This is a genomic window from Maledivibacter halophilus, assembly GCF_900167445.1.
Taxonomy (GTDB): Bacteria; Bacillota; Clostridia; order Peptostreptococcales; family Caminicellaceae; genus Maledivibacter; species Maledivibacter halophilus.
This window is the reverse complement of the sequence record NZ_FUZT01000003.1, coordinates 181832-205271: the sequence shown is the minus strand read 5'-3', so window position 1 is coordinate 205271 and position 23440 is coordinate 181832. Positions and strand designations below refer to the sequence as shown.

Below are 23440 nucleotides of genomic sequence, written 5' to 3'. Positions count from 1 at the left end.
TCTGAAAAAAATACAAAATTACTATTTTTCTGATAAAATAAGTACGAGGAGTGTGGAAATATGAGAGAGCTTAAATGGATTTTAATAGGTAGTGGAATAGCAATTGTTTTGTGGATTTTACTTACAGCCTTCCACTTTCAAATAGATGGTTTAATAGATAAGGGAAAGGAATTACTTAGTGATGATAAAGAAGAAAAAATTCTTGTCATGGGAAGGGCTAATTCTTCCCTTGGGCTAGATCCAGCGGTTTTGACAGATCATGATTCCTTTAAGGTGACTGTAAATATCTATGACAATTTAGTTCGATATGATGATAATAGTAGTAAAATTGTACCTTCACTGGCAGAAAGCTGGAATATCAGTGAGAATGGATTGATTTGGCAGTTTAAAATAAGGAAAAATGTTTTTTTCCATGATGGAAGTCCTTTAAATGCAAAAGCTATAGCCTTTAACTTTACTCGATGGATGGACGAAAGCAGTCCTTATCATACAGGTTATTTTACCTATTGGAATATGAGCTTTGGAGGTTTTCCTGGAATTGTGGAGCAAGTGACGGCATTATCCGATGAGGTTTTAGAAATAAGACTAAAAGAGCCTTATTCTCCTTTTTTAAATATATTAACAATGCCAGCCTTTGGAATTGCTAGCCCTGATGCTATCATGACCTTTAATGAAAATTTAAAGCAACATCCAGTAGGAAGCGGTCCCTTTGTTTTCCAATCATGGAGGGATGATGATACTATAGTATTAGAAAGAAATGATAATTATTGGGGAGAGAAAGCTAAGGTAGATAAAGTTATGTTTAAGACCATAGCTAATAAAGAGGAAAGGCTAAGAGCCCTTAAGTCTGGAAAAATTCATGTTGTTGATTTGCTAACTAAAAATGAGATTGAGAAACTGGAAGAAGATAGAAATATATCACTTATAAGTCGCCCTTATTTTAACATAGGATACTTATCTATGAATATGAATAAAGACTATTTCAAGCTAAGGGAAGTACGTAGGGCTGTTGGACATTTATTCGATCGTGATAAAATGATGACTGAGGCCTTTGATGAGCTGGCAAAATCCGCAAATTCTTTTTTACCGCCAGTAATTTGGGGACATAATGAAACTATAAAGGCCTTAGATTATGATGTGTATAAAGCAAAAAAAATGCTGCAATCGGTAGGGTTATCTGATGGTTTTGAGTTGGAACTTTTAGTTATGGATTTACCAAGAAAATACTTTCCTAGACCCATTGCATTAGCAGAATACATTAAAAGCAGTCTTTCTAAAGCTAATATAGAGGTTAAGCTATCAATAGTTCCTTGGGCAGAGGTTATTAAAAGAAGAAATAAAGGAGACTATGATATGGTGCTGGCAGGATGGAATGGAGATATATTTGATCCTGATAATTTTCTGTATACAATTTTTGCCTCGGAAAATTTAAAGCAGGGAGTATCAAGGAATTATTCCTATTATAGGGATTCACAGGTGGATATTCTTCTGAATCAAGCTAGACAAGCAACCGACCGGGATTTTCGTGCCAATTTATATAGAACTCTGCAGGAGTTGATTCATGAAGATACCCCAGCAATACCATTGGTACATACAATGACATTTATAGGAGTGAGAAAAAATGTTATTGGCTATATACCAAGTATTAGTGGTCAGGAAGTATTAAATAAGGTTTATATAGAGAATGGGGAATAATATGAAAAGAAAAATAATCATAAAAAGAATTGCACTAATTTTTCTGGGGACAATTATAACTTTAACAATTCTAAATTGGTTTAAATCATCGTCATACAAAGAACATAAAACTAATATTTATCTTCCAAATCCTATTGCCGATGAAAAAATCTTAATCACATCGGCAGGTCAAAGTACAGATACTTATATAATCAAAGATATAGCCAATGAACTGATGCTGCACAATTATTTCATGCCTAAGGCTGAAAGGGTAGATTTAGAGCTTGTACGTTCTGTTGTTATAGTTGTAGGTTATAGTAGAATTGGAGAAGTGATAAATGATACCTCATACAAGGATGAAATTCATCGTATTGAAAGATTTATCGATAGTGTTGAAAAATTAGATATGCCAATAGTTATGGTATATATAGGAGGCAAAGCAAGAAGAAATTCAAAAACAGATTATTTATTGGAAATAGTAGGTGAGGCATCTTCATTTATTATTAGTACCCATGATGGTGATTATGATGAATTTATCAGTAGTATATCTTCAAAAAATAATACACCATTGTCACTGGTTAAGGATATTCAAGAAATAAAAGCGCCCTTTGCTTCCTTGTATCGTTGAGGTGAATTTATGTTAAACAAAAAATATCATGTCAATTTAAATATTATGATGGGGTATATGTTATTTGTCATATTAACTGTTATTACCTTGATGTCAAAATCCTATTTATTTAATATTATAGTATGGATCCGTGAAGCCATTAATTCAGGAGACAGTGGGAATTTAGTGTTGGCATCTGCTTCTGCAAATATTTTTTTCACTGTACATAATATATTATTATATATAAGTATATTACTTATCATAGGACAACTAAAACCATTAAAGTCCTTTAGTCATGGCAAGAACCGACTCTTATTTATTCTTGTATTTCTATTGATTAAAGGAATATATCATCGATGGCTGATTTTACCCTGGGAACCTTTGACGGATTTTTTATCCCTGATATTTATCACATTTTTAATGATAATTTCTAAAGAAGAAATGAATTTAGTTTCTAATATAATCGTTAGTATTCAAGTTTTTTTTGCTGTGCAGTGGATTAATATTATGCCAGCTTTATCGAGTCTTGGAGTTGGAGCCGGTGATATTTCTGTAAGTATTAAGATTGTTGGATTTTATTTAGAAAGTGAATCTATACTTAATACTGTAGGTATTGCTTTTTTAATTCCCCTATTGTTTTCATCTATCATGACGGCGCTTCTATATAGTTTTCATCATAGGCATATTATTGTGGTGGAGGAAAATTATCAAAAGGCTAGAGAATTGGAAAGTATGCAGGCTAAGGTGATGGAAAACAAAATATATCATGAAATCAATGCTTTGGCCCATGATCTTAAAACACCACTTGTAACTATAAGAGGACTTAATTCTTTGCTTCTGTTATCCAAGGATTTGGATAAATTATCTACCTACAGTAAAAGAATTGAAAGTGCTGTAGAAAAGATGAGTGAAATGATTTCCAGCTTTCTTTATGGAAAATCCAGACAAGTTATAGATATCTCTGTACTGATTAATTATATACGATCCCAGATACCAATAGAAGATGAATCTCTTAAGTTTGAGATTCAATATGAGAAGGATCTTCCGCCGATTATTGTAAATAAAATTAGAGTGTCAAGGGCTATAATAAATTTAATACAAAATGCTATCATAGCAGAAAATACAGAACCGGAGAAGAGAATACTGCTAAAGATAGAAAGGGAAGAGCATGAGATTGTTTTAAAGATTATTGATAATGGTATTGGCATTCCTCCAAATGAACTGGATGATATTTGGAAAATCGGACATTCAACAAATAACACTTCCGGTTTGGGACTTCCATTTGCCAGGCAGATTATAGAGGAGAATAATGGAATAATAGCAATAGAAAGCCAATATGGATTTGGGACCACTGTAATTGTTAAATTACCAATTGCAAATATAGAAGACAGGGGGCAGGATAATGGATGATAAGGTGAAAATTGTTGTTATTGACGATGAGGAGGATATACTATTTACAATAAAGGAAATATGTGAATTTTCCGGATATGAAGCTTATACTGCTGATAGCGGCGAAGAAGGAATAAAACTGGTTAAAGAAATTAGACCCAAGTTGGTTATTGTGGATTATCACATGCCGGGACTCAATGGTCTAACTACTGTAAAAAGGCTTAAGGAATTAGTGCCAGAATTGGTTATACTTGTGTTAACAGTAGATGAGAGGCAGGAGATATCCGATAAATTTATGGCTGTTGGAGCAACGGACTTTGCAATTAAGCCCATAAAGGCCCCAGACCTAATTGCAAGGATAAAAGTAAATCTTCATATATACGATATGCATAGGGAACTCAATGAAAAAAGAGAGAGGGTATACCTGGAAAAAGGTATTAGTGTGGCCACATTAAATTTAATTAAGGACTATATAAAAAAGCAGGATAGGGATGTTACCATAAGTGATATTACAAAGGGTCTTCATTTAGCATATCAAACTGTCCATCGTTATTTACAATATATGCTAGAACAGGAACAACTTGAGATTATTCATATTTATGGAAAACTAGGCAGACCTAAAAATCGATATAGATTAAAAAATTAAAATGTAGATTAAGCCTTTATAATGACTTGAAAATATGGCTTTAAAAAGGTAAAACCTTTGTTTTATTTTGTAATTTTTTTAAAGAAGAAAAAAGTCTAATAATAAAATATTATTATTTTATATAGCCATTGTAAAGAGGGCAATATTATGTTATAAATAGGTATAGAATACAAAGGTCTACTTAAATTTGACAGTTTTAAATTCAAATATTTTTTATACTAAAAATGATGAAAAATATAGAGGAATTTGTAAAAAAGTATAGAATGGTAAATTTATGGGTATTTTTAAAACAAATTAGAACTTTAGCTCTATTTTAAAATTAAAATAATTTCAAGATTATATTGGATTCACTATAAAAGAAAAAAAGAAAAAGCTAAAGATAAGCAGTTAGATAAAGATGAAAGGTGTGAAATAATGTTTGGAACAGAAATAGGTATTGATTTAGGAACAGCCAGCGTATTGGTATACATTAAAGGTAAAGGGATAGTTCTACAGGAACCATCTGTGGTGGCAATAGATAGAAATACAGATGAGATACTTGCAGTAGGCTCAGAGGCTAGACAAATGCTAGGAAGAACCCCCGGGAATATAGTGGCTATCAGACCCCTTAAAGATGGGGTTATTTCCGATTATGAGGTTACTGAAAGAATGCTTAGATATTTTATTAATAAAACCTGCGGCAGAAAATTCTTTATTAAGCCTAAAATAATAGTTTGTGTTCCAAGTGGTGTTACAGAAGTTGAAAAGAGAGCAGTTATAGATGCCACAACTGAAGCAGGTGGTGGGAAGACCTATCTTATAGAAGAGCCTATTGCTGCTGCAGTTGGGGCGGGACTGGATATAACTAAGCCCGATGGGAATATGGTTTTAGATGTAGGAGGAGGAACCTCAGATATAGCTGTAATATCATTGGGAGGTATAGTAGTTAGTGAGTCAATAAAAATAGCTGGGGATAAATTTGATGAATCTATTATTAAATATATGAGAAAGACCAAAAATATACTTATAGGAGAAAGAACTGCTGAAGAATTAAAAATAAATATTGGTACGGCATTTCCAAAGACAGAAGCAATAAAAATGGATTGTAGAGGAAGAGATTTAATTACAGGGCTTCCAAGGACAATAACGGTTACTACTGAGGATATGCTTGAGGCCCTTAATGAAACCGTAAGTGTAATAGCAGATGCAGTCCACTCAGTTCTTGAAAAGACTCCTCCAGAACTGGCTTCAGATATTAGTACAAGAGGTATTGTAATGACAGGTGGAGGAGCATTACTTAATGGATTAAACAAGCTTATTGAGAATAGAACAGGTATTCCAACTTATATAGCAGAAGATCCGGTATCATGTGTTGCAACTGGTACGGGGATGTCATTGAATCATCTTGATGTACTTGAAAAGAGCATGATGACAAATAGAAGAAATAGAAGAAGGAGATAAGTGTTTTATATAATGCACTAGATCGCTAAATTTATGATTAGCGATCTTTTTAAGATTTTTTAAAGACTTTTATTAAATGAGCAAATTGCATAATTATCATATAAAAATTAAAAAATTAAATAAAAATTTAAAGAATATCCTCAAAATAACCGATAAAATGTTTAGGGATATTGTATTCGGAACTATATTTTACTAACAAAGATTAGGCCTAAAAACCTAGGAGTTAAGTGGCTATTAGTTATGGTCGAATAGTCAACACAAGGAGGTAGAGCATGTTTCGTGGATTATATATGGGATCATCATCTCTCATAACAAATAACAGAAAAATAGATGTAGTGAGTAATAATATTGCAAATGTAAATACAACAGGGTTTAAAAAGGATTTGGTTCTTTTAGAGTCATTTGAAGATGCCTTAATCAGCAAAATGGATGGAAATATTATACCTGAAAATTTGACGAAATTTCATGAGGTAGAGGTAAATGATAAAAATGGTTATTTTGAAGTGAAATCAGATACTGGATATATGCGGGTAAAGACTCCAACTGGAATAAGCTATCATGATAAGGCTAGATTTACTGTTGGGGAGGATGGCTTTTTAAGGACATTTTATAAGGATAGAGAAGGAAGAATAAATAGTGATTATGGGTATGAAATATTAGGTAATAGTGGATCAATTTATGTTGGTGAAGGCGAATTAAATATAGATGAAAATGGAAGAGTTTTTGTAGATGGGGAAATGGTAGATAGTTTAATAACATTTACTCATCCATCTGTAATAGGAACGATGAATTCCGGTGTTAAATTAGAAAGAATAGAAACTAATTTTCAGCAGGGGCAGCTTATACAAACTGAAAATCCATTAGATTTTGCTATAAAGGGAAGTGGATTTTTCACAGTAGAAACCGATGAAGGCATTAGATATACTAGGGATGGATCATTTAAACTCAATAGTGATAAAGAACTCGTAACCTCAGAGGGTCATAGAGTTCAGGGAATGTATGGGAATATCATATTAGATGGTGAAGAGATATCCTTAACCCCAGCTGGAGAGATTATGATGGATGGAGAAATAATTGATAAGCTAGATATTGTTAGTATAGAAAATCTTAGGGATTTGAGAAAAACAGAAAGAGGACTTTACAAAATAGAAGAAAACATAGAATTAGAAGAAGAAATTTTTGAGGGTCAGGTATTTCAAGGACGATTAGAAAAATCAAATGTAAATCCAATTAAAGAAATGATAGAAATGATGACTTTATATAGGGGTTATGAATCAAGTCAAAGGGTTATAAAAACCTATGATGAAACAATAGGAAAAGTAGTGAATGAAGTGGGGAAAGTCTAGGAAATTAATAATGAATGATTAATGTAGATAGTTAAGTTTTACTATGGGAAATTTATAAATGTATGCTTTTAAAAGTTTAGTTTGCGGTTGTAGCCACTGAGAATCCTTTCTTAAGTTTTATTGGCGTATATCTATATATAATTAGATTGTATTGGAGGAATTAATAACTATGAGAGCTCTTTGGACGGCAGCTTCTGGTATGAAGGCACAGCAATTGAATATAGATACTATTTCAAACAACCTTTCCAATGTAAATACAACGGGATATAAAAAGCAGAGAATAGAATTTAAGGATCTTATGTATGAGAAATTAAGAAGAACAGATTTTAATCAGGGAAATGGAAAGCCTGTTAATCTCGAAGTAGGCCATGGAGTAACGCCGGCTGCTTCAGTACGTTCATTTACATCCGGGAGTTTTGAACAAACTGATAATGATTTAGACCTTGCAATAGATGGACAAGGCTTCTTTATGGTAAGGGATAATAATGATAATTTATTCTTTACAAAGGATGGGAGCTTTAAACTCAGTATAGAAGATGGAGAAGCAAGAATAACTACTGCAGATGGATATTATGTTCAAAGTGACATGGGAGATGTGGAGCTTGGTGGAGATATATCTGATATTTATGTAAGTTCCGATGGGATGGTAAGTGTTAAAAGAACAGATGATGAAGAAATAGAAGAAATTGCAATGCTTGAAATAGTAAAATTTGCAAATCCTGCAGGGCTTGAAAGCGTAGGAAAGAACCTGCTGAAGGAAACAACGGCTTCAGGAGAATTTGTAGAATCCTTTGAGGGTGATGCAGGAGAAGTTTTACAAGGATTTTTAGAAACTTCAAATGTTCAAGTGGTAGAGGAAATGATAAAATTAATAACAGCCCAAAGGGCCTATGAAGTCAACTCCAAATCTATCCAAACTGCTGATGAGATGTTGCAAATGGCCAATAATCTTAGGAGGTAAGCTCCATGAAAATATCAAATTTAAATATAAATCCTATAAATCAAGCTAAAAATACCATTGATACTAATAAAACCGACGAATTCAAAAAAATACTTGAATCGGTTGAAAAATCCAATGATACTGAAAAGCTCAAAGAAGCATGTAATAGTTTTGAAGAAATCTTCACAAATATTCTTTTGAAAAACATGCGAAGAACAGTTATAGATGGTGAACTTTTGGAGAAAAGCTATGCGAGAGAAATATTTGAAGAAAAGCTTGATGAAGAAATAGCAAGGGAAGTGTCTAAAGGACAGGGAATAGGATTATCAAATCTGATGTATGAGCAATTATCTAAAAATAATAAATAGGAAGATGTTTGTGGATATTTGATTAAGAAATTTATATTAAATTCTAATGTTAGTTATTCATAGAAGAATATAGTATATAAAAACAAGGCAGAATAATTTAAAAGAGAAAAAGGAGTAGTAATAATGTTAAATAGTGTAGAAATACAAAAGATCATTCCCCATAGATATCCTTTTTTACTGGTAGATAAAATCATAGAAATGGAGCCGGGAAAAAAGGCTGTTGGAATAAAGAGTGTTACAGTAAATGAACCATTTTTCCAGGGGCATTTTCCAGGTAACCCAATAATGCCCGGAGTGCTTCAGGTGGAGGCAATGGCCCAGGTGGGAGCAGTGGCAGTATTATCTATGGAGGAGTATAAGGATAAGCTTGCTTTATTTACAGGCATGGATAATGTTAAATTTAGAGAACAGGTTGTCCCTGGAGATACACTTAGAATGGAAGTGGAAATGGTGAGCTTAAGAAGGGGAATAGGAAAAGGAGAGGCTGTGGCCTATGTTGGGGACAAGGTGGCATGCAAAGCGGTAATTAAGTTTGCTTTAGTTGATAAATAGGGGCAAGGTAATAAATCCCCTTTGCCCATTTAAACTTATTAATAACGTGACAAGGATCGGTCTTTTGTCACGTTATAATTTTGCCCTTTATACCCTCTGAAAATAGCTTCATTAATATTTTTAGCAATTATCATGGAAAGAGCATATAATTATATAAAGGGAAAAATGGTTTATAATTATTGTAGTCAATTTATTAGGTTTTAGTTATACTATATAGAGAGATAGATATTCCAGTAAAACTAACTCCTGGCTATTAACTGTAGGCCAAAAGTGAGGTGATTCTATGTACGGATTAGTATTAGAAGGTGGAGGAGCAAAGGGAGCATTTCAAATAGGAGCCTGGAAGGCTCTTAAGGAGATGGGAATAGATATAGATGGCATATCTGGAACATCTGTTGGAGCATTAAATGGCGCTATAATTGCTCAGGATGAATTAGAAAGATGCTATGATATATGGTACAATATGTCCCCTTCAAAGGTTATAAATATAGAAGATGAGCTTTTAGAAAAGCTTTTAAAATTTGATATTACACCGGATAATTTCCATTATATTATAAATCAGCTAAAGAAATTATTGGGCAATAGAGGGCTTGATATAACACCACTAAAGACTCTTTTAAAGGAATATATTAATGAAGATATTATTAGGAGCTCAAAAAAAGATTTTGGAATGGTAACTGTTTCTTTAACAGATTTAAAGCCCCTAGAGCTTTATATAGAAGATATACCTAATGGACAGTTAATAAATTATCTGATTGCCAGCGCACATTTACCTGTATTTAAGATGGAAAAAATAAGAGGAAAGCTTTATTTGGATGGCGGATTTTACGATAATTTACCTATAAGGCTGTTGTTATCCAAGGGATATAGGAATTTGATAGCAGTTAGGCTCTATGGAATTGGAAGGATGAGGCGGGTTAGGGAGAAGGGATTTAATATTACCTATATAACTCCCTCCGATGATCTTGGCATGACTTTGGATTTTACTACTGAGAGGGCAAGAAGAAATTTAAAGCTTGGCTATTTTGATACTTTGAAAGCCTTTAATAAACTAAAGGGAAATAAATATTATATTGAGCCTAAAAAAGATGAAGATTATTTTATAAATTATTTTATAAATCTAGATAAGGAGAAGGTATTGAGGATTGGGAGGATCTTGGGAATAGAAGATATGCCCTATAGAAGAATGTTATTTGAATATATAATTCCAAAGCTTAGTGAATTTTTAAATATAGGAAGAGATGGGGAGTATGAAGACATTATTTTAGCAATATATGAAAGAATAGCAGAGAAACATGGTGTTAAAAGATTTGAGATATATAATTTTGAAGATTTTAAGGGTAAAGTTCTGACTAGATTTAAGCCATCAACAAGTAATGTATCTAAAATAATACCAAGGTTTTTCAAGCAAAGCGATTTATTAATGAAAACTGTTAAGGATGATGTTCTGGATGAAATAATAAACGAGTTGTTTAAGGACTTTATTTCGAATCCTACAATTTAAATATTGTCTTAAAATATTGATACTTTTGGGTTTCTTTATTGTGTATAAATTTACCTTTTAATTTGTTTCACTATATATTCACAAAAATATATGTTAGAATATAATGAAGTAGATACTGAAAAATAAGGAGTAATTAGATGAAAAAAGATAAATTTAAGGTTATAAAGGGAGGAGGGGGAAAAACCTCCAAGCCCAAATATAAATTTAAAAAGGGATTTGTTACAAATACTAGACTTATGGGTGTAGTTGGAATGAAGCTTTATTGGGAAACTGAAGAAGGTAACGAGTATGTTCAATTTTTTCACCTTGACTTTGAGGAGTATGGTATTGACGGATATGAAAGTATGATGAATGCAAGTGAAGAAGAAATAAACTTTATTTCATCCAAAATGATGGGCGGTCTTGGGGGAAAATTTGTACGTATATATAAAAGGGAAGTCATATATATACTTAATCAAAGCTTTAAGCTTAATATTAGAAATGATGAAGAACTACCCCAGAGTTTAGAAGAATATGAATTTTTACTGAATAAGGATGCCAAAATTGATGAAGATATTGAATCTAAATTATGGCATAAGGTTTGCGAAGAAATAGTTAATGATTATCAAATGGTAAATTATTTCATAATGAGGGCTGTTGGAAATGATAAAAAAGCACAAAGATTTCTATGGGCAGAGGATCAAATGAAAGAGTTTGATCCAACCAATAAATCTTTGACTTTAATTAAAAATGTAGTGAATTTCTCACATTCCGATGATGACGTTAATTACTATAATGTAGAATCTTTGATAGATTTGGATAAAGGATATCAGTTAATAATTTCTGAAATTGCAGTTAAGGAAATTGATGGAATACCTAAGGTAGTTGATGCTCGTATTAACGATAAAATGAAAATATCTTCTATAGAAGCCACTTTTCAGCTCAAGAGACCTGAATATATTTTGATATATTCAACAGATGAACTTATAGAGCTTGTTGAAATTTTAGATAGAGATAAGCCCAATGCTATGCAAAATGTTCACCAAACGGGGTTTTTATATACTGAATTTCATCCAAACAATGATCATGTAAAGAATCCATTATATTATCTCAATAGCGATATTTTTGCTGTATATTTTGTTACCACATCAGGACAGTTGGCTGTAAGTACTTTTTGTGAGGAAAATTTAAAAAAGCTTAAGGAATATTTTAGAGGAGAAGATTTTAAGCTGCTAATCGATTTTGAAGGTGAGTTTAAGACAGATGCTCCCCTTTTATATGAATTTGTTCATAGTGGATATGAAGATTTTTTCGATTTTCTCGATGATGAAGGATAACAGGTTTTATATATAAAGGAGATAAATTATGGCTATATTGGATCAGGTAATTGTACTATTCTTGCTAATTGTTATAGGCTATGTTATAAAAAAAATGAAAGTAATATCTAATGATATGAATAAGGACTTGAGTAATCTAGTAATGAATGTGGCCCTGCCTGCTTTTATTATTACAGCCATGAATTTTTCTTTTTCCCCTGAAGTTTTGATTAAAAGCGGTAAATTAATTATTATTTCAGTGGGAGTTTATATATTGGTTATACTTTCTTCTTTTGGATTAACAAAATTTATGGGAATAAAGGGCACAGATAGAGATATATTTCAATATGCTATAATATTTTCAAATGTTGGATATATGGGTTATCCAGTAATTAGAGCTTTAATGGGGGATGAAGGGGTATTCTATGCGGCTCTTTATAATCTCCCCTTTAATATTTTGATATGGACTTTGGGGGTACATATTTTAACAAGGAATAACAAAAAAACTATCCAAAATGAATTAGATAGCAAAAAAAGTTTAGATGTAAAAAAATTTATAAATCCAGGTATGATTGCTGTAATTATTGGATTTATTCTTTTTTTATTTTCTATAAATTTACCTTATTCAATATTTAGAACCTTAGAACTTGTTGGAAGCCTAACCACCCCATTGGCTATGATATTTATAGGTTCAATTTTAGCAGATGTAAAAATTACAGATGTATTTACTACAAGGAAAAATTTCATGATATGTGGAATAAGGTTGGTAATACTACCAATTTTAGTAATAGTTATTTTAAAAAGCATAGGACTTGGTAATTATTTACTGGCTATACCGGCAATAATTATTTCTATGCCAGTTGCTGCTAATGCAGCGATAATGGCAGCTAAATTTAATAATGATTATCATCTGGCCTCCAAGATGGTATTTTTATCAACATTTTTCTCGGTATTTACTATTCCTTTAATTGTTTTGATAGTCACTGGCTGCTGCCTTTAGCTAATAGCATTTAGCAGCTTTTATCAAGCTTTTTCCAATCACTTCAGCCATTTCCATTACCAAATTAAGTCTGATGTTGCGAATTTGAAAGAAATCATCAATTGTGAATTTGTCTACTATACCAACTACAGAAATATCTCCAACGGAAGGAAGGTTTTTGCCTACACCCTTTCCTGGGAAGATAGGACTATGCCTTATCTGAATACTACCAATATACTTTTCTTCTCCCAGACATGCATCAATAGCTATAATACTTGGATCTTTATGTAAATTATTTATTTTTCTAATTTCTTCTTTAAGATTAACTGCATGTATTGGATTTTTTAGTGTTCCATAAAAAGGGTACTTAAAGTTTGACTTTGCTAGAAATGTTCCTACTAATGGACCTAAAGTATCTCCAATACATCTGTCAGTGCCAATACAAACTATTACTGTATTATCCTCTAATTTTTCAGATAAATTTTCAGATAAAAGTTTAATTGCATGTTTATCTTGAAAGTTAATTTTAATTTCACTTATTAAGTCGATATTTTTTATGATCAAAAGAAAAAACACCCCCTCATATGATGTATATGAAGGGGTCAGGTTTTTAATTAATGATTTTTATTTGTTTCTCTATAATACTCAACTATTAAATTATTAAGTTCATTGCTTTTATCAATGATATCATCGATGGTTATATTATCTAGATTCTCATTTATTTTTTTTGAAATTTCATTTCTAAGTTTTTCAATTTTACAACTTAAGTTGTCCTTATTATCCATAATAAAACCTCTTTTCGTGGTTATGACTATTAAATAAATATATAAATATATTAAATCACCTTAATTAAATTATATGATAATGCTATACCAATTTCAACAGAATTACATATATAGTAGTCATCTATAGGAATAGAAAAAAATATTTTGAGAAAAATATCAAAAAGAGACATATAATTCTTATATTTTGGAGGTGAAACTATTAAAAAAATATATTTAACATCAATAATTATAATAACCCTTGGATCAACAGCATTAATAATGAGTTTTCATCCTTCTATAAATATGATTTCCGTATCAGAAAGATATCCCCAGCTAGCAGGTTTTATATCCAATGTGAAAATTAAGGATTTAAATGAAGAGATTAATGTTCATATAATTAATGATGAAGTATTAGATAATTTTTTGAGATATTATAGCAATAAAAGCATAAGTGATTTTGAAATTCATGACAAAGAGGAAATAAGATATATATTGGAAAGTATGGGGAAGTACAATACAAAGAAATTGAAAAAACTTCTTATGAACAATTCCATTAAAAAAGAAAGGGAGATTTATAAAATTTTAAGAGAAAACTTATTTGATGAGCAGCTTACGCTTTTAAATGAAATGTTGAGTAAGAAATAGCTGCTAATTTATAGTTTTTGAAATGTTTAAGGGAGCTTTAATATTTCATTATTTCCCTCATTTCATATAAAAATAGGTTTATTTATATGAAATGAACAAAAAGAAAATATTAAAACTCCCCAGATAGAAATTAGTATAATAAGTTAAAGCATAAAATTATCTTAATTATTTTTTTCGTACATATCTTTGATTTCATATGTCACATATCCATCATTAACTGTAAATACCATATATTTAAGCTGGTCAAATACATCGATATTGTTATTTTGAGGATATGATTTCAATTTGACAAATCTTATGCCATCTATTACTTTTATATCAAAGTTATCGTTATTACCTCCAGTAAGAATCCATATATCCATATTTTTTTCTTCCTTTAGACTTTTAAAAGTATCAAGAAATAATTTTTCTTCAAGTTTATCATTGAAGTTTAATGGATTCGGTAATATTACAAATAGACTATCTGATTTTATGTTTCTAAGGGTATCTAAAAGCCATGTCCACTGTTTATAATCTGTGGCTCTAATACCGTTATTACTATTGTCAAGCCTAATAAAAGAGCTGTTATTATGGGTTAAAAGTGAGGGACCTGAAGCTCCAACTATATAATTATCTGACAGCTTATCTTCAAATTCTTTATCAATATGATTTGTAAAGACATTTAAATCCATAGCATTAGAAATAGTTGAAAGATCCCTTATTACAAGTTTATCTAATAATGTATCCATATCACTAATATTTCCATGGGCTAAGAATCTAAAGGAATTTTCATTATTAAGCTCAGAGGGAATATTTCTTTTGTCAGTAAAAATGGTATTATCCTTTGGTATTTCTTTGTCAAGCTTAGATTTATAAAAGGCAGTCATATCATCTACATAAATATATCCAGAGTCTTCAAAGGTTGGCTGTGTTTCAACTAAATATAATCTTTCAAGATTTAGTGGAGCAACTGCGTTATTGGGAATAGGAGCTTCTACAAATCTCCATCCTTCCCAGTCAACATTTCTTGCAAAGTTTATATTAAAGGAGCTGCCAGCTGAGTCTTTTAATTGTCCTCTAAGCCAATGACTATTTCCCTTGTCACCATATACCCATAAGCCCAATTTTTCAGGTTTCTCTGCCATATAAAGTCCTCCATTATTGAAAACAATATAGGCTGCCTTAGTGCCAATGATATTAGAAAAATCATAGCTCAGCTTACCTGATGAGTTCCCTTCCTTTTCCTTGGAAGAAATGTCATAATTTCCTGTTGCTTCATTGGGATATGGTAAAAAGCTCCCATTTTTTCCCTCGAAATTTTCCAATTGAACCTTTCGATAACCTGTTGATACTTGGATATATGAGTTAATTCTATTTAAGGAGGCTTTTATAATATCGGCACTTACCTTATCAGAGGCTATAAAAGCATTATCCTGGATTTTACCAATATTGCCTGGAATAGACCAATTTAGATCATCCAGTTCAACCTTTGCCCTATAACCTTCATCGTTTACAGCTTCTGCATATAGGGGGACTTCCTTTTTTTCCTGTGCAAATATTTTTGAAGGAGATATTGAAAGATCTATTGGATTGCTTATTACTTTTATATCCATAGATGCAGTTTTTCCTTTATAGGATGCTTTAATTGTTCCATTTCCTGTAGTTTTGGGGAAAAATTTATTATCATCAAATTCTCCCTCTATACCTTCTACCGTCCATTTTGCATCTTCTAAATCTATTTCTATTGGGTTGTAATTTTTATCGTATCCCTTTAATTCAAATACTCTAGAGGATTCTAAGAATATGTTTTTATCTTCACACTGAATAATAATATCCTTTAGGGAAGACTTGGGACTATTGTTTAGCACGGCAAGACCATTCATTATTCTTCTTTCAAATCCTCCCGATGGATTATTTGCTATATTAATATCATTTTCACCTAAGGGTTTTACTACCATTTCAGTGGATCCACCGCCATCAAGATTGATTCCATCATGGGCTCCTAGTTCAAGCAATATTTCAGCTAATTCTCTCTGGGTTACACCGGTATAGGAAGATGTTCTTCCATCGATTGTTACCAGGATTATTTCTTCTCTATCTTTACTGATTCCAATACTGGTTCTAGGATGTCTCCCAGGGATTTTTAGGGAGAATTCATTGGGGATATTTCCATCTTTTAATATAACAGCTCCCCCACCTATTGCTAAAGAAAGTTTTTCAAAGTCTGGCTGTGTTGATGTATTTAATAACACTATGTCGTTTACTGAAAAATTATTTAATATATATTCCTTTGAAGGACCAGTTGCAGCTATAACAAATCCATCTTCAGGAATTTCTATGGCTTCTAAATTGTTGCGAATTTCCACTACTCTATTTTCTAAAATAATCATTTCTACTATATTTTCATGTTTCTCAATTCCAAAGGATAAATTTCCCCAGTTTTTATCCAAAAGTATAACGCTGTTGTCTATGTAGGACTTATTTTTATGGCCTATGTTAATTATAGCGTTATTTCTAGTATTACTAATGTTTAAGGTGTTCTTGCTCCAATAATCAATAAATGGATTATTATCTGAGTCTATATTAAATGTGGCAAAGTCAGGATGATTTTTTGATGATGTCAGGAGATTACCATCTTTAACTATGGGTCCTACTGTTGCAAAGGCATTTGTATCGTAGAAATCACCATTAATAGCCCCTATAATTTCATTGGCCAATTCATTTTTTGAAGCAAGATTGGTCAAGGAATCTCTATTGGATATTCCATCTTCATGGGTAAGAACCTCAAGTGAAGTATATTTGTCCTCAAGGTCAATTCTCATAACATTTATATTTAACCAACCCTCATTAGTAAATCTCATTATATTTTCATGGACTACTCCCTTGGATATATTCTCCGATGTCCTTTCCTCATAAATATCTATAAACTCAGCTGCGGAAAAGGTAATAAAAATATTGAATGCCAAAGCAGCAGTCAATAGTCCAGTAAGAATTTTTTTCTTATTCGATTTCTTATTTAACATTTGTATCCTCCAATCTTATTTTTGCATACCCCATATATTTAATTGATCAGTACCCATTAAAGAATTTAAAAGATTTTGTTTGGCTGGTGGTATATCCCTATAAAATTTTAAAAGTGCCTGCTTCATATACTCCCTTTTTGTATTGCCATCTGCTGGACATGGACTTTTAACTATAGGAAGGGAGTGCTTTTTCACTGCCTTTTCTATATCTTTTTCTTCTACATATATCATAGGTCTTATCATTGTAAGGTCTTTTCTGCTAAGATATGTTACAGGATTGAAGGTGCTAATCCTACCTTCGTAAAACATACTTAAAAATAGGGTTTCTATACCATCGTCTATGTGATGCCCCAAAGCTAATTTAGTTATAGAGTTTTCTTTACAAAGGTTATGAAGGGCGGCCCTTTTAAATCTGGAACAAAGTGAGCATGGATTTTTCTCCTCCCTTTCTTCAAATACTATTTTTCCAATTTGCGTGGGTTTAATCATATACTCCACATCTATTTCATTACAAAACTTTTGTATAGGGCTTAAATCAAAATCATCAAATCCAAGTGTTAAGGATAGGGCCTTGAGTTTATATTTTACCGGTGAAAAATTTTGAAAAAGCTTTAATCCATATAAAAGTGTGACGCTGTCTTTTCCACCAGAAACTCCAACACCAATTATGTCTCCCTCTTGTATCATATTAAAATCATTTACAGCTTTTTTAATGCATCCTAAAATTTTTCTCAAGCTATATCCCCTCCTAATGTACATTATACTCCATTGATAATACTTATCATAATTAAGAAAGTGTTACAAATACATTTCAATTTATAACATAAACCAAAAGGAAATATTAAAACTCCCTATATAGGAACTAGCACAATGAGTTAATTTATATAGGGGCTAAGATTCCATGTTTCGACATATATGAGGCCTTGGTATATTATTGACAAAGACCAGCTTTAAATATATACTTTAATTGCATTTTAAAGGGTTAGATATTGGTAAGTTAATTTAATTATTCTATTAAGGACTGGGTAAGAAATTATTTTATTTTTTATTATGAATTATTCTATAAAGTATTTCATAAGCTTGTTATATATAATAAACATTATTAAGATTATTTTGCTATATATTTATAAAGTGGTAGGTGGATATGAGAAATGGATTTTTTGGACTTTATTTCAAGGGAGTTTAAAGTACTATTTATTTCAGCTTTACCGGTAGTTGAACTACGTGGAGGGATTCCTTTTGCCATTGCTATGGGAATGAATCCAATTCATGCTGCTGTTTTATGTATAATTGGAAGTATGATTCCCGTGCCATTTTTATTATTTTTTTTAAAACCTTTTTTCGCAAAGCTGAGGAGAATTTCCATAATAAGAAGGCTTGAGGTTTGGCTAATAAATAGAACAGAGAGAAAGGCCAAGAATATAAAAAAATATAGTCTTCTTGGACTTATTTTATTTGTTGCTATACCCTTGCCTTCAACCGGTGTTTGGACTGGATCTGTAGCAGCAGCCTTGTTTAATTTTAGGATTAGAAATGCCTTTTTAGCCATATTTATTGGTAATATAATAGCTGCTACTATAATAACATTTTTAAGTCAATTGGCAGCAATGAATATATAAAAAATATTGACTGTTTTGGATTTATGTGATACTATTTCTATGACAAATTCAATAATGTGTTTCACCTTATCAAGAGCGACGGAGGGAATAGGCCCTGTGAAGTCCGGCAACCGGTATAAAGTACACGGTGCCAAGTCCTACGGAATAATATATTCTGGTAGATGAGGAATAAAGATAAAAACCTCTTCTTTGCAGAAGAGGTTTTCTTAGTATCTGACATTATTAGTAAGGGTATAATAGAATATATAACTGCAAACGCGGCCTAAAACGCTTTTGATCATAGGAACTTAAAAGAGGAGGAGATAATATTGAAAAGACTTTTTACATCAGAATCTGTTACTGAAGGACATCCGGATAAAATATGTGACCAGGTTTCAGATGCTATTTTAGATGAAATATTTGCCCATGACCCAAATGCTCGTGTGGCATGTGAAACAACCGTTACAACAGGACTGGTATTAGTTGCCGGAGAAATTTCTACTTCCTGTTATGTTGATATACCAAAGGTAGTTAGAAAAACTATTGAAGAAATTGGATATACAAGGGCAAAATATGGATTTGATTGTGATACATGTGCTGTGCTTACTGCAATTGATGAACAGTCTCCAGATATAGCCATGGGAGTAGATAAAGCATTGGAACACAAAATGGGAGAAATGGAAAATGGAATAGAGGCCATAGGTGCTGGCGATCAAGGTATTATGTTTGGTTTTGCCTGCAATGAGACTCCAGAATTAATGCCACTGCCAATTTCCCTTGCCCATAGGCTTGCAAGAAGACTTTCAGAGGTAAGAAAAAACGGAATGCTACCTTACCTTCGTCCCGATGGGAAGACTCAAGTTACGGTAGAATATAAGGATGATAAGCCCGTTAGAATTGACACCGTTGTTATTTCTACCCAGCACAGCCCGGAGGTTAACCAGGTACAAATCCAAAGAGATATTATTCAACACGTAATAAATAAAATTGCACCTCAGAATTTATTGGATGGAAGTACGAGATATTTAATAAACCCTACAGGTAGGTTTGTTATAGGTGGACCCCAGGGGGATACAGGCTTGACAGGAAGAAAAATCATAGTTGACACATACGGCGGCTATGCAAGACATGGTGGAGGAGCTTTTTCAGGTAAAGATCCAACTAAGGTGGACAGGTCTGCTGCATATGCTGCAAGATATGTGGCAAAAAATATAGTTGCAGCAGGTCTTGCAGATAAATGTGAAATAGAGCTTGCCTATGCCATTGGAGTAGCACAGCCTGTTTCTATACTGGTTGAAACCTTTGGAACAGGAAAGGTCTGTGAAGAAAAGCTTGTAGAGCTTGTTAAGAAAAACTTTGATTTAAGACCGGCAGCTATTATAAAGGATTTGAATCTAAGAAGACCTATATTCAAACAAACTGCCGCATATGGTCATTTTGGTAGAACAGATATAGATTTGTCCTGGGAAAAAACAGACAAAGCTGATCTTTTAAGAAAGGAAGCTCTGGGAGAATAAAGAGAAAACTGCCTGATAAGATTTCTGATTTTAATTACAGCAAAAAAAGCGTCGTAAAGACGCTTTTTTTAATCTCTTACTTCTCTATTTCTAAATAGGAAGCTTACTGCATAGGCGCCCGCTATACCAACCAAAGCATAGACTACTCGACTAATTCCAGAAGCCTGTCCTGCAGATATAGCACCTGAACCTCCTAATAAAGCTGCTACTAAATCGTATCCAAATAGACCTACTAATAACCAGTTAAGAGCACCTATTATTACTAATACAAGAGCTAATCTGTCCATAAATTCATCTCTCCTTTATAAGTATATTCAAAACCAGTATCTATATAGATTTCCAATAGTAAAACTTAATTTATTCCTATGAATATTCCTATGAAAATATCCAATGCATCTAGGGGATTTTTCATATGTATAAATTAATTGTTTTACTGGAACATCTATAGATAAACAAAATTTATTAAACCTTGAAGTTGTTTATCTTTAATCAGACAGTATATTTTGATATACTTTAACTTGTTTCAAGTATTATTATTCCAATTTTAAATATAAAAAAACATATAAAAATATAACTCTAAATACAAAAAATGGAAATCGATAATCTTTATTTAAATTACTATGAGTAAATAGCTTGATATTTATTTATGATATAATTGAATTAATCATTAACTTGTTGTGCTAGTTCCTATATCGGGAATTTTAATATTTTAGAACAAAAAATTTGATTTACTAGCAAAGGGGTTAATTAGGTTCGAGCTAAAAAACTATTTATTGTGGTGATTTTATGTCTATAGAAATTAAAGGTACAGTAAGAGAAATTATATTTAGAAATGAAGAAAACGGATATGTGGTGGCTGAAATAGATACTGGAGAAGAAGAAAGGGTAGTTGTAGGATATATACCTATTATAAATGTAGGTGAAACCATGTCCTTTACCGGCAGTATAACTGTTCATCCAATATATGGTGAGCAGCTTCATGTTATAAGCAGTAAGCAAATTCCCCCAGCGGATTTAGAGGGGATTATAAAATATCTGGCTTCTGGTTTGATTAAGGGAATCGGGCCTAAAATGGCAGAAAGAATTGTAGAAAAGTTTGGAAAGGATTCCCTTGATATTATTCAGTATAATCCTGAGCGTCTAATAGAAATCAGTGGAATAGGCGATAAGAAAGCTAAGGCAATTGCCCAGGCCTATGAAGAGCAAAGAGAAATTAAAGAAGTAATGCTTTTTTTAAGTGAATTTGGTGTATCTATGGCCTATGCAATTAAAATATTTAAAAAATATGGAGATAAGACGGTGGAGCTTTTAAGGGAAAATCCCTATAGATTAGCCGATGATATTATAGGAATCGGTTTTAAAATGGCTGATACCATTGCTAAAAAAATGGGAATAGATCCCAAATCACCCTATAGGATAATGTGTGGTATAAAATATGCTTTAACCCGATATAATCTTGAGGGGCATACCTATGCAATCAAGGAAGAACTTATTTTAAGGGCTTCTGAAATTTTAGCAGTCGAAAGAGATATGGTTGAAGACGGTATTACGACTTTAACAATCAATGGAGATATTCACCAGGAAAATATTAATGGAGATATAGCAGTATTTCCAATGGCTTTTTTTTATGCAGAAACCGGTGTCTGTAAAAAGCTAATCGAATTGTCACATACAGCTTTTGGTGATTCAAAGCTTGACTTTAAAAAGGAAATTCATGGGATTGAAAAAGAACAGGATATTATATTAGAGGAAAAGCAAAAAGAGGCCATAGAAGAAGCCTTCAAGAATGGTGTTACGGTTATAACCGGTGGACCGGGAACGGGGAAAACTACCATTGTAAACAGTATTATAAAGCTATTTGAAGATCAGAGCCTTAAGATTGGATTAGCAGCGCCTACAGGGAGGGCAGCAAAGAGGCTTACAGAGACAACAGGAAGAGAAGCCAAAACCATTCACAGGCTTTTGGAATATTCATTTTCTGATGATAATACAGGTATGGCCTTTATGAAAAATGGTGAAGAACCCTTAAGCTTCGATGTGATTATTATTGATGAGGTTTCTATGGTGGATATTCTTCTTATGTATCATTTGCTCAAGGCTATAATACCGGGAACCAGACTAATATTAGTGGGAGACGCTGATCAGCTTCCTTCTGTAGGACCTGGAAATGTTCTTCAGGATATAATAGAAAGCGGCCTTGTAACAGTTGTGAGACTAACTGAAATATTTAGACAGGCAAGGGAAAGCATGATAGTAGTTAATGCCCATAGGATAAATGAAGGTCTAAAGCCAAGAGTTAATATAAAGGAAAAAGACTTCTTTTTCTTGTCCAAGAGAAATCCAAATGAGATACTTCATACTATTAAGGAATTGTGTATAAGAAGATTACCAAAATTTAAGGATTATGATTCAAGGAAGGATATTCAGGTTCTAACTCCCATGAAAAATAGTAAGGTTGGGACAATCAATATGAATAGAGAACTGCAAAGCATACTAAATCCTAAGAGTAAGGAAAAGAGGGAGAGGGTTTTTGGAGACAAGCTTTTTAGGGTTGGAGACAAGATAATGCAGATAAAAAACAATTACAATATTAAATGGAAGAGTAAAAACGGTTTTAAGGAAGGAGAAGGAGTTTTTAATGGAGACATTGGATATGTTACTGATATAGACGATGAAGAAAAACTTTTATCGGTTTGCTTTGATGATGAAAAATATGTAGATTATGATTTTTCCTCCCTAGATGAAATAGAGCTTGCATATTCCATAACTATTCATAAAAGCCAGGGCAGTGAATTTCCTGTAATTGTAATTCCCATGTGCTGGGGACCTCCAATGCTTTTGAATAGGAACCTGCTATATACTGCTGTGACCCGGGCAAAGGAGCTGGTGGTTTTAGTTGGTATGGAGAAATATTTACATATGATGATAAAAAACGAGAAGAATTCAAATAGAAATTCTGGTCTTAGCTTTAGATTAAAGAGAATTATAGATGAAAAGCTATTAGAACAAATTTAACCTATAAATATTCTATGTTAAGCCTTATAAATATGATATAATTTTTACAAAAGTAACAATATTTCCAAAATTATTATGGTGAAACAATGTCAGATTTCAATTTATACATCTTTAAGATATTTATGCAACTAGGATTTATCCATATGTATAGATTGACCT

At 32.2% G+C, this 23440-nt stretch carries 21 protein-coding genes and 1 riboswitch; of the genes, 16 read left to right on the top strand and 5 right to left on the bottom strand.

What is annotated here, in order from left to right:
• Window positions 1-60: 60 nt before the first annotated feature.
• The 12 genes from B5X81_RS06960 (at window position 61) to B5X81_RS06905 (ending at window position 12761) form a co-directional block, all read left to right on the top strand.
• Complete coding sequence (locus B5X81_RS06960; protein ID WP_079490462.1) at window positions 61-1695, top strand: ABC transporter substrate-binding protein; 1635 nt, start codon at window positions 61-63, stop codon at window positions 1693-1695.
• 1 nt (window position 1696) lies between these two features.
• Complete coding sequence (locus B5X81_RS06955) at window positions 1697-2302, top strand: DUF6305 family protein (protein ID WP_079490461.1); 606 nt, start codon at window positions 1697-1699, stop codon at window positions 2300-2302.
• A gap of 9 nt (window positions 2303-2311) precedes the next feature.
• Window positions 2312-3691, top strand: coding sequence for a sensor histidine kinase (locus B5X81_RS06950; RefSeq protein WP_079490459.1), 1380 nt, complete (start codon window positions 2312-2314; stop codon window positions 3689-3691).
• Entirely contained in the window at window positions 3684-4316 is a 633-nt protein-coding gene (locus tag B5X81_RS06945; protein ID WP_244282025.1) for a response regulator, read from the top strand. Before B5X81_RS06950 ends, B5X81_RS06945 begins: the two co-directional genes overlap by 8 nt.
• 414 nt (window positions 4317-4730) lie before the next feature.
• Window positions 4731-5756, top strand: coding sequence for a rod shape-determining protein (mreB, locus tag B5X81_RS06940; RefSeq protein WP_079490458.1), 1026 nt, complete (start codon window positions 4731-4733; stop codon window positions 5754-5756).
• A 272-nt stretch (window positions 5757-6028) separates the two neighbouring features.
• A complete protein-coding gene (locus B5X81_RS06935) occupies window positions 6029-7102 on the top strand; it encodes a flagellar hook-basal body protein (RefSeq protein WP_079490456.1) in 1074 nt (357 codons plus the stop codon).
• A gap of 169 nt (window positions 7103-7271) precedes the next feature.
• Window positions 7272-8063, top strand: coding sequence for a flagellar basal-body rod protein FlgG (flgG, locus tag B5X81_RS06930; RefSeq protein WP_079490455.1), 792 nt, complete (start codon window positions 7272-7274; stop codon window positions 8061-8063).
• A 5-nt stretch (window positions 8064-8068) separates the two neighbouring features.
• Window positions 8069-8410, top strand: a complete 342-nt coding sequence (locus B5X81_RS06925; protein WP_079490453.1) for a rod-binding protein — start codon at window positions 8069-8071, stop codon at window positions 8408-8410.
• Between the two features lie 123 nt (window positions 8411-8533).
• A complete protein-coding gene (gene fabZ, locus B5X81_RS06920; protein WP_079490452.1) occupies window positions 8534-8962 on the top strand; it encodes a 3-hydroxyacyl-ACP dehydratase FabZ in 429 nt (142 codons plus the stop codon).
• A 283-nt stretch (window positions 8963-9245) separates the two neighbouring features.
• Window positions 9246-10466: a patatin-like phospholipase family protein gene (locus B5X81_RS06915; RefSeq protein ID WP_079490450.1), complete on the top strand. Its 1221-nt coding sequence runs from the start codon at window positions 9246-9248 to the stop codon at window positions 10464-10466.
• A 137-nt stretch (window positions 10467-10603) separates the two neighbouring features.
• Entirely contained in the window at window positions 10604-11782 is a 1179-nt protein-coding gene (locus B5X81_RS06910; protein ID WP_079490449.1) for a hypothetical protein, read from the top strand.
• Window positions 11783-11810: 28 nt separating this feature from the next.
• Window positions 11811-12761: an AEC family transporter gene (locus tag B5X81_RS06905; RefSeq protein WP_079490447.1), complete on the top strand. Its 951-nt coding sequence runs from the start codon at window positions 11811-11813 to the stop codon at window positions 12759-12761.
• Here the strand turns inward: B5X81_RS06905 and yyaC are convergent, their stop codons facing one another.
• Both yyaC and B5X81_RS06895 read right to left on the bottom strand, forming a co-directional pair.
• Window positions 12762-13304: a spore protease YyaC gene (gene yyaC, locus B5X81_RS06900; protein WP_330397346.1), complete on the bottom strand. Its 543-nt coding sequence runs from the start codon at window positions 13302-13304 to the stop codon at window positions 12762-12764.
• Window positions 13305-13354: 50 nt separating this feature from the next.
• Window positions 13355-13525, bottom strand: a complete 171-nt coding sequence (locus B5X81_RS06895) for a Spo0E family sporulation regulatory protein-aspartic acid phosphatase (RefSeq protein ID WP_079490446.1) — start codon at window positions 13523-13525, stop codon at window positions 13355-13357.
• 282 nt (window positions 13526-13807) lie between these two features.
• Here B5X81_RS06895 and B5X81_RS06890 point away from each other — a divergent pair, with 282 nt between their 5' ends.
• A complete protein-coding gene (locus B5X81_RS06890; protein WP_079490444.1) occupies window positions 13808-14149 on the top strand; it encodes a hypothetical protein in 342 nt (113 codons plus the stop codon).
• 161 nt (window positions 14150-14310) lie between these two features.
• Here the strand turns inward: B5X81_RS06890 and B5X81_RS06885 are convergent, their stop codons facing one another.
• Complete coding sequence (locus B5X81_RS06885; RefSeq protein WP_079490443.1) at window positions 14311-17151, bottom strand: phosphodiester glycosidase family protein; 2841 nt, start codon at window positions 17149-17151, stop codon at window positions 14311-14313.
• A gap of 15 nt (window positions 17152-17166) precedes the next feature.
• Window positions 17167-17886 carry a tRNA 2-thiocytidine biosynthesis TtcA family protein gene (locus B5X81_RS06880; protein WP_139380267.1) on the bottom strand — a complete coding sequence of 240 codons (720 nt, stop codon included), beginning with the start codon at window positions 17884-17886 and terminating at the stop codon, window positions 17167-17169.
• A gap of 416 nt (window positions 17887-18302) precedes the next feature.
• Here B5X81_RS06880 and B5X81_RS06875 point away from each other — a divergent pair, with 416 nt between their 5' ends.
• Window positions 18303-18770: a COG2426 family protein gene (locus tag B5X81_RS06875; protein WP_079490440.1), complete on the top strand. Its 468-nt coding sequence runs from the start codon at window positions 18303-18305 to the stop codon at window positions 18768-18770.
• Window positions 18771-18833: 63 nt separating this feature from the next.
• Window positions 18834-18938: riboswitch (SAM riboswitch) on the top strand.
• A 137-nt stretch (window positions 18939-19075) separates the two neighbouring features.
• On the top strand, window positions 19076-20266 hold the full coding sequence (metK, locus tag B5X81_RS06870; RefSeq protein WP_079490438.1) for a methionine adenosyltransferase: 1191 nt from the start codon (window positions 19076-19078) through the stop codon (window positions 20264-20266).
• Window positions 20267-20334: 68 nt separating this feature from the next.
• On the opposite strand, the gene B5X81_RS06865 is transcribed toward metK, so the two are convergent.
• Window positions 20335-20553 carry a DUF378 domain-containing protein gene (locus B5X81_RS06865; RefSeq protein WP_079490437.1) on the bottom strand — a complete coding sequence of 73 codons (219 nt, stop codon included), beginning with the start codon at window positions 20551-20553 and terminating at the stop codon, window positions 20335-20337.
• Between the two features lie 499 nt (window positions 20554-21052).
• Between B5X81_RS06865 and recD2 the strand changes: the two genes are divergently transcribed.
• The gene (gene recD2 / locus B5X81_RS06860; protein WP_079490435.1) at window positions 21053-23281 is read left to right on the top strand and encodes an SF1B family DNA helicase RecD2; all 2229 of its coding nucleotides are present in this window, start codon (window positions 21053-21055) and stop codon (window positions 23279-23281) included.
• The last annotated feature ends 159 nt before the right edge of the window (window positions 23282-23440 follow it).

What these genes read in the sequence shown, in the direction of transcription:
- B5X81_RS06960 (WP_079490462.1), top strand. Translation starts at nt 61, where the DNA reads ATGAGAGAGCTTAAATGGATTTTAATAGGTAGTGGAATAGCAATTGTT.
- B5X81_RS06955 (WP_079490461.1), top strand. Translation starts at nt 1,697, where the DNA reads ATGAAAAGAAAAATAATCATAAAAAGAATTGCACTAATTTTTCTGGGG.
- B5X81_RS06950 (WP_079490459.1), top strand. Translation starts at nt 2,312, where the DNA reads ATGTTAAACAAAAAATATCATGTCAATTTAAATATTATGATGGGGTAT.
- B5X81_RS06945 (WP_244282025.1), top strand. Translation starts at nt 3,684, where the DNA reads ATGGATGATAAGGTGAAAATTGTTGTTATTGACGATGAGGAGGATATA.
- mreB (WP_079490458.1), top strand. Translation starts at nt 4,731, where the DNA reads ATGTTTGGAACAGAAATAGGTATTGATTTAGGAACAGCCAGCGTATTG.
- B5X81_RS06935 (WP_079490456.1), top strand. Translation starts at nt 6,029, where the DNA reads ATGTTTCGTGGATTATATATGGGATCATCATCTCTCATAACAAATAAC.
- flgG (WP_079490455.1), top strand. Translation starts at nt 7,272, where the DNA reads ATGAGAGCTCTTTGGACGGCAGCTTCTGGTATGAAGGCACAGCAATTG.
- B5X81_RS06925 (WP_079490453.1), top strand. Translation starts at nt 8,069, where the DNA reads ATGAAAATATCAAATTTAAATATAAATCCTATAAATCAAGCTAAAAAT.
- fabZ (WP_079490452.1), top strand. Translation starts at nt 8,534, where the DNA reads ATGTTAAATAGTGTAGAAATACAAAAGATCATTCCCCATAGATATCCT.
- B5X81_RS06915 (WP_079490450.1), top strand. Translation starts at nt 9,246, where the DNA reads ATGTACGGATTAGTATTAGAAGGTGGAGGAGCAAAGGGAGCATTTCAA.
- B5X81_RS06910 (WP_079490449.1), top strand. Translation starts at nt 10,604, where the DNA reads ATGAAAAAAGATAAATTTAAGGTTATAAAGGGAGGAGGGGGAAAAACC.
- B5X81_RS06905 (WP_079490447.1), top strand. Translation starts at nt 11,811, where the DNA reads ATGGCTATATTGGATCAGGTAATTGTACTATTCTTGCTAATTGTTATA.
- B5X81_RS06895 (WP_079490446.1), bottom strand. Translation starts at nt 13,525, where the DNA reads ATGGATAATAAGGACAACTTAAGTTGTAAAATTGAAAAACTTAGAAAT.
- B5X81_RS06890 (WP_079490444.1), top strand. Translation starts at nt 13,808, where the DNA reads ATGATTTCCGTATCAGAAAGATATCCCCAGCTAGCAGGTTTTATATCC.
- B5X81_RS06885 (WP_079490443.1), bottom strand. Translation starts at nt 17,151, where the DNA reads ATGTTAAATAAGAAATCGAATAAGAAAAAAATTCTTACTGGACTATTG.
- B5X81_RS06875 (WP_079490440.1), top strand. Translation starts at nt 18,303, where the DNA reads ATGGATTTTTTGGACTTTATTTCAAGGGAGTTTAAAGTACTATTTATT.
- B5X81_RS06865 (WP_079490437.1), bottom strand. Translation starts at nt 20,553, where the DNA reads ATGGACAGATTAGCTCTTGTATTAGTAATAATAGGTGCTCTTAACTGG.
- recD2 (WP_079490435.1), top strand. Translation starts at nt 21,053, where the DNA reads ATGTCTATAGAAATTAAAGGTACAGTAAGAGAAATTATATTTAGAAAT.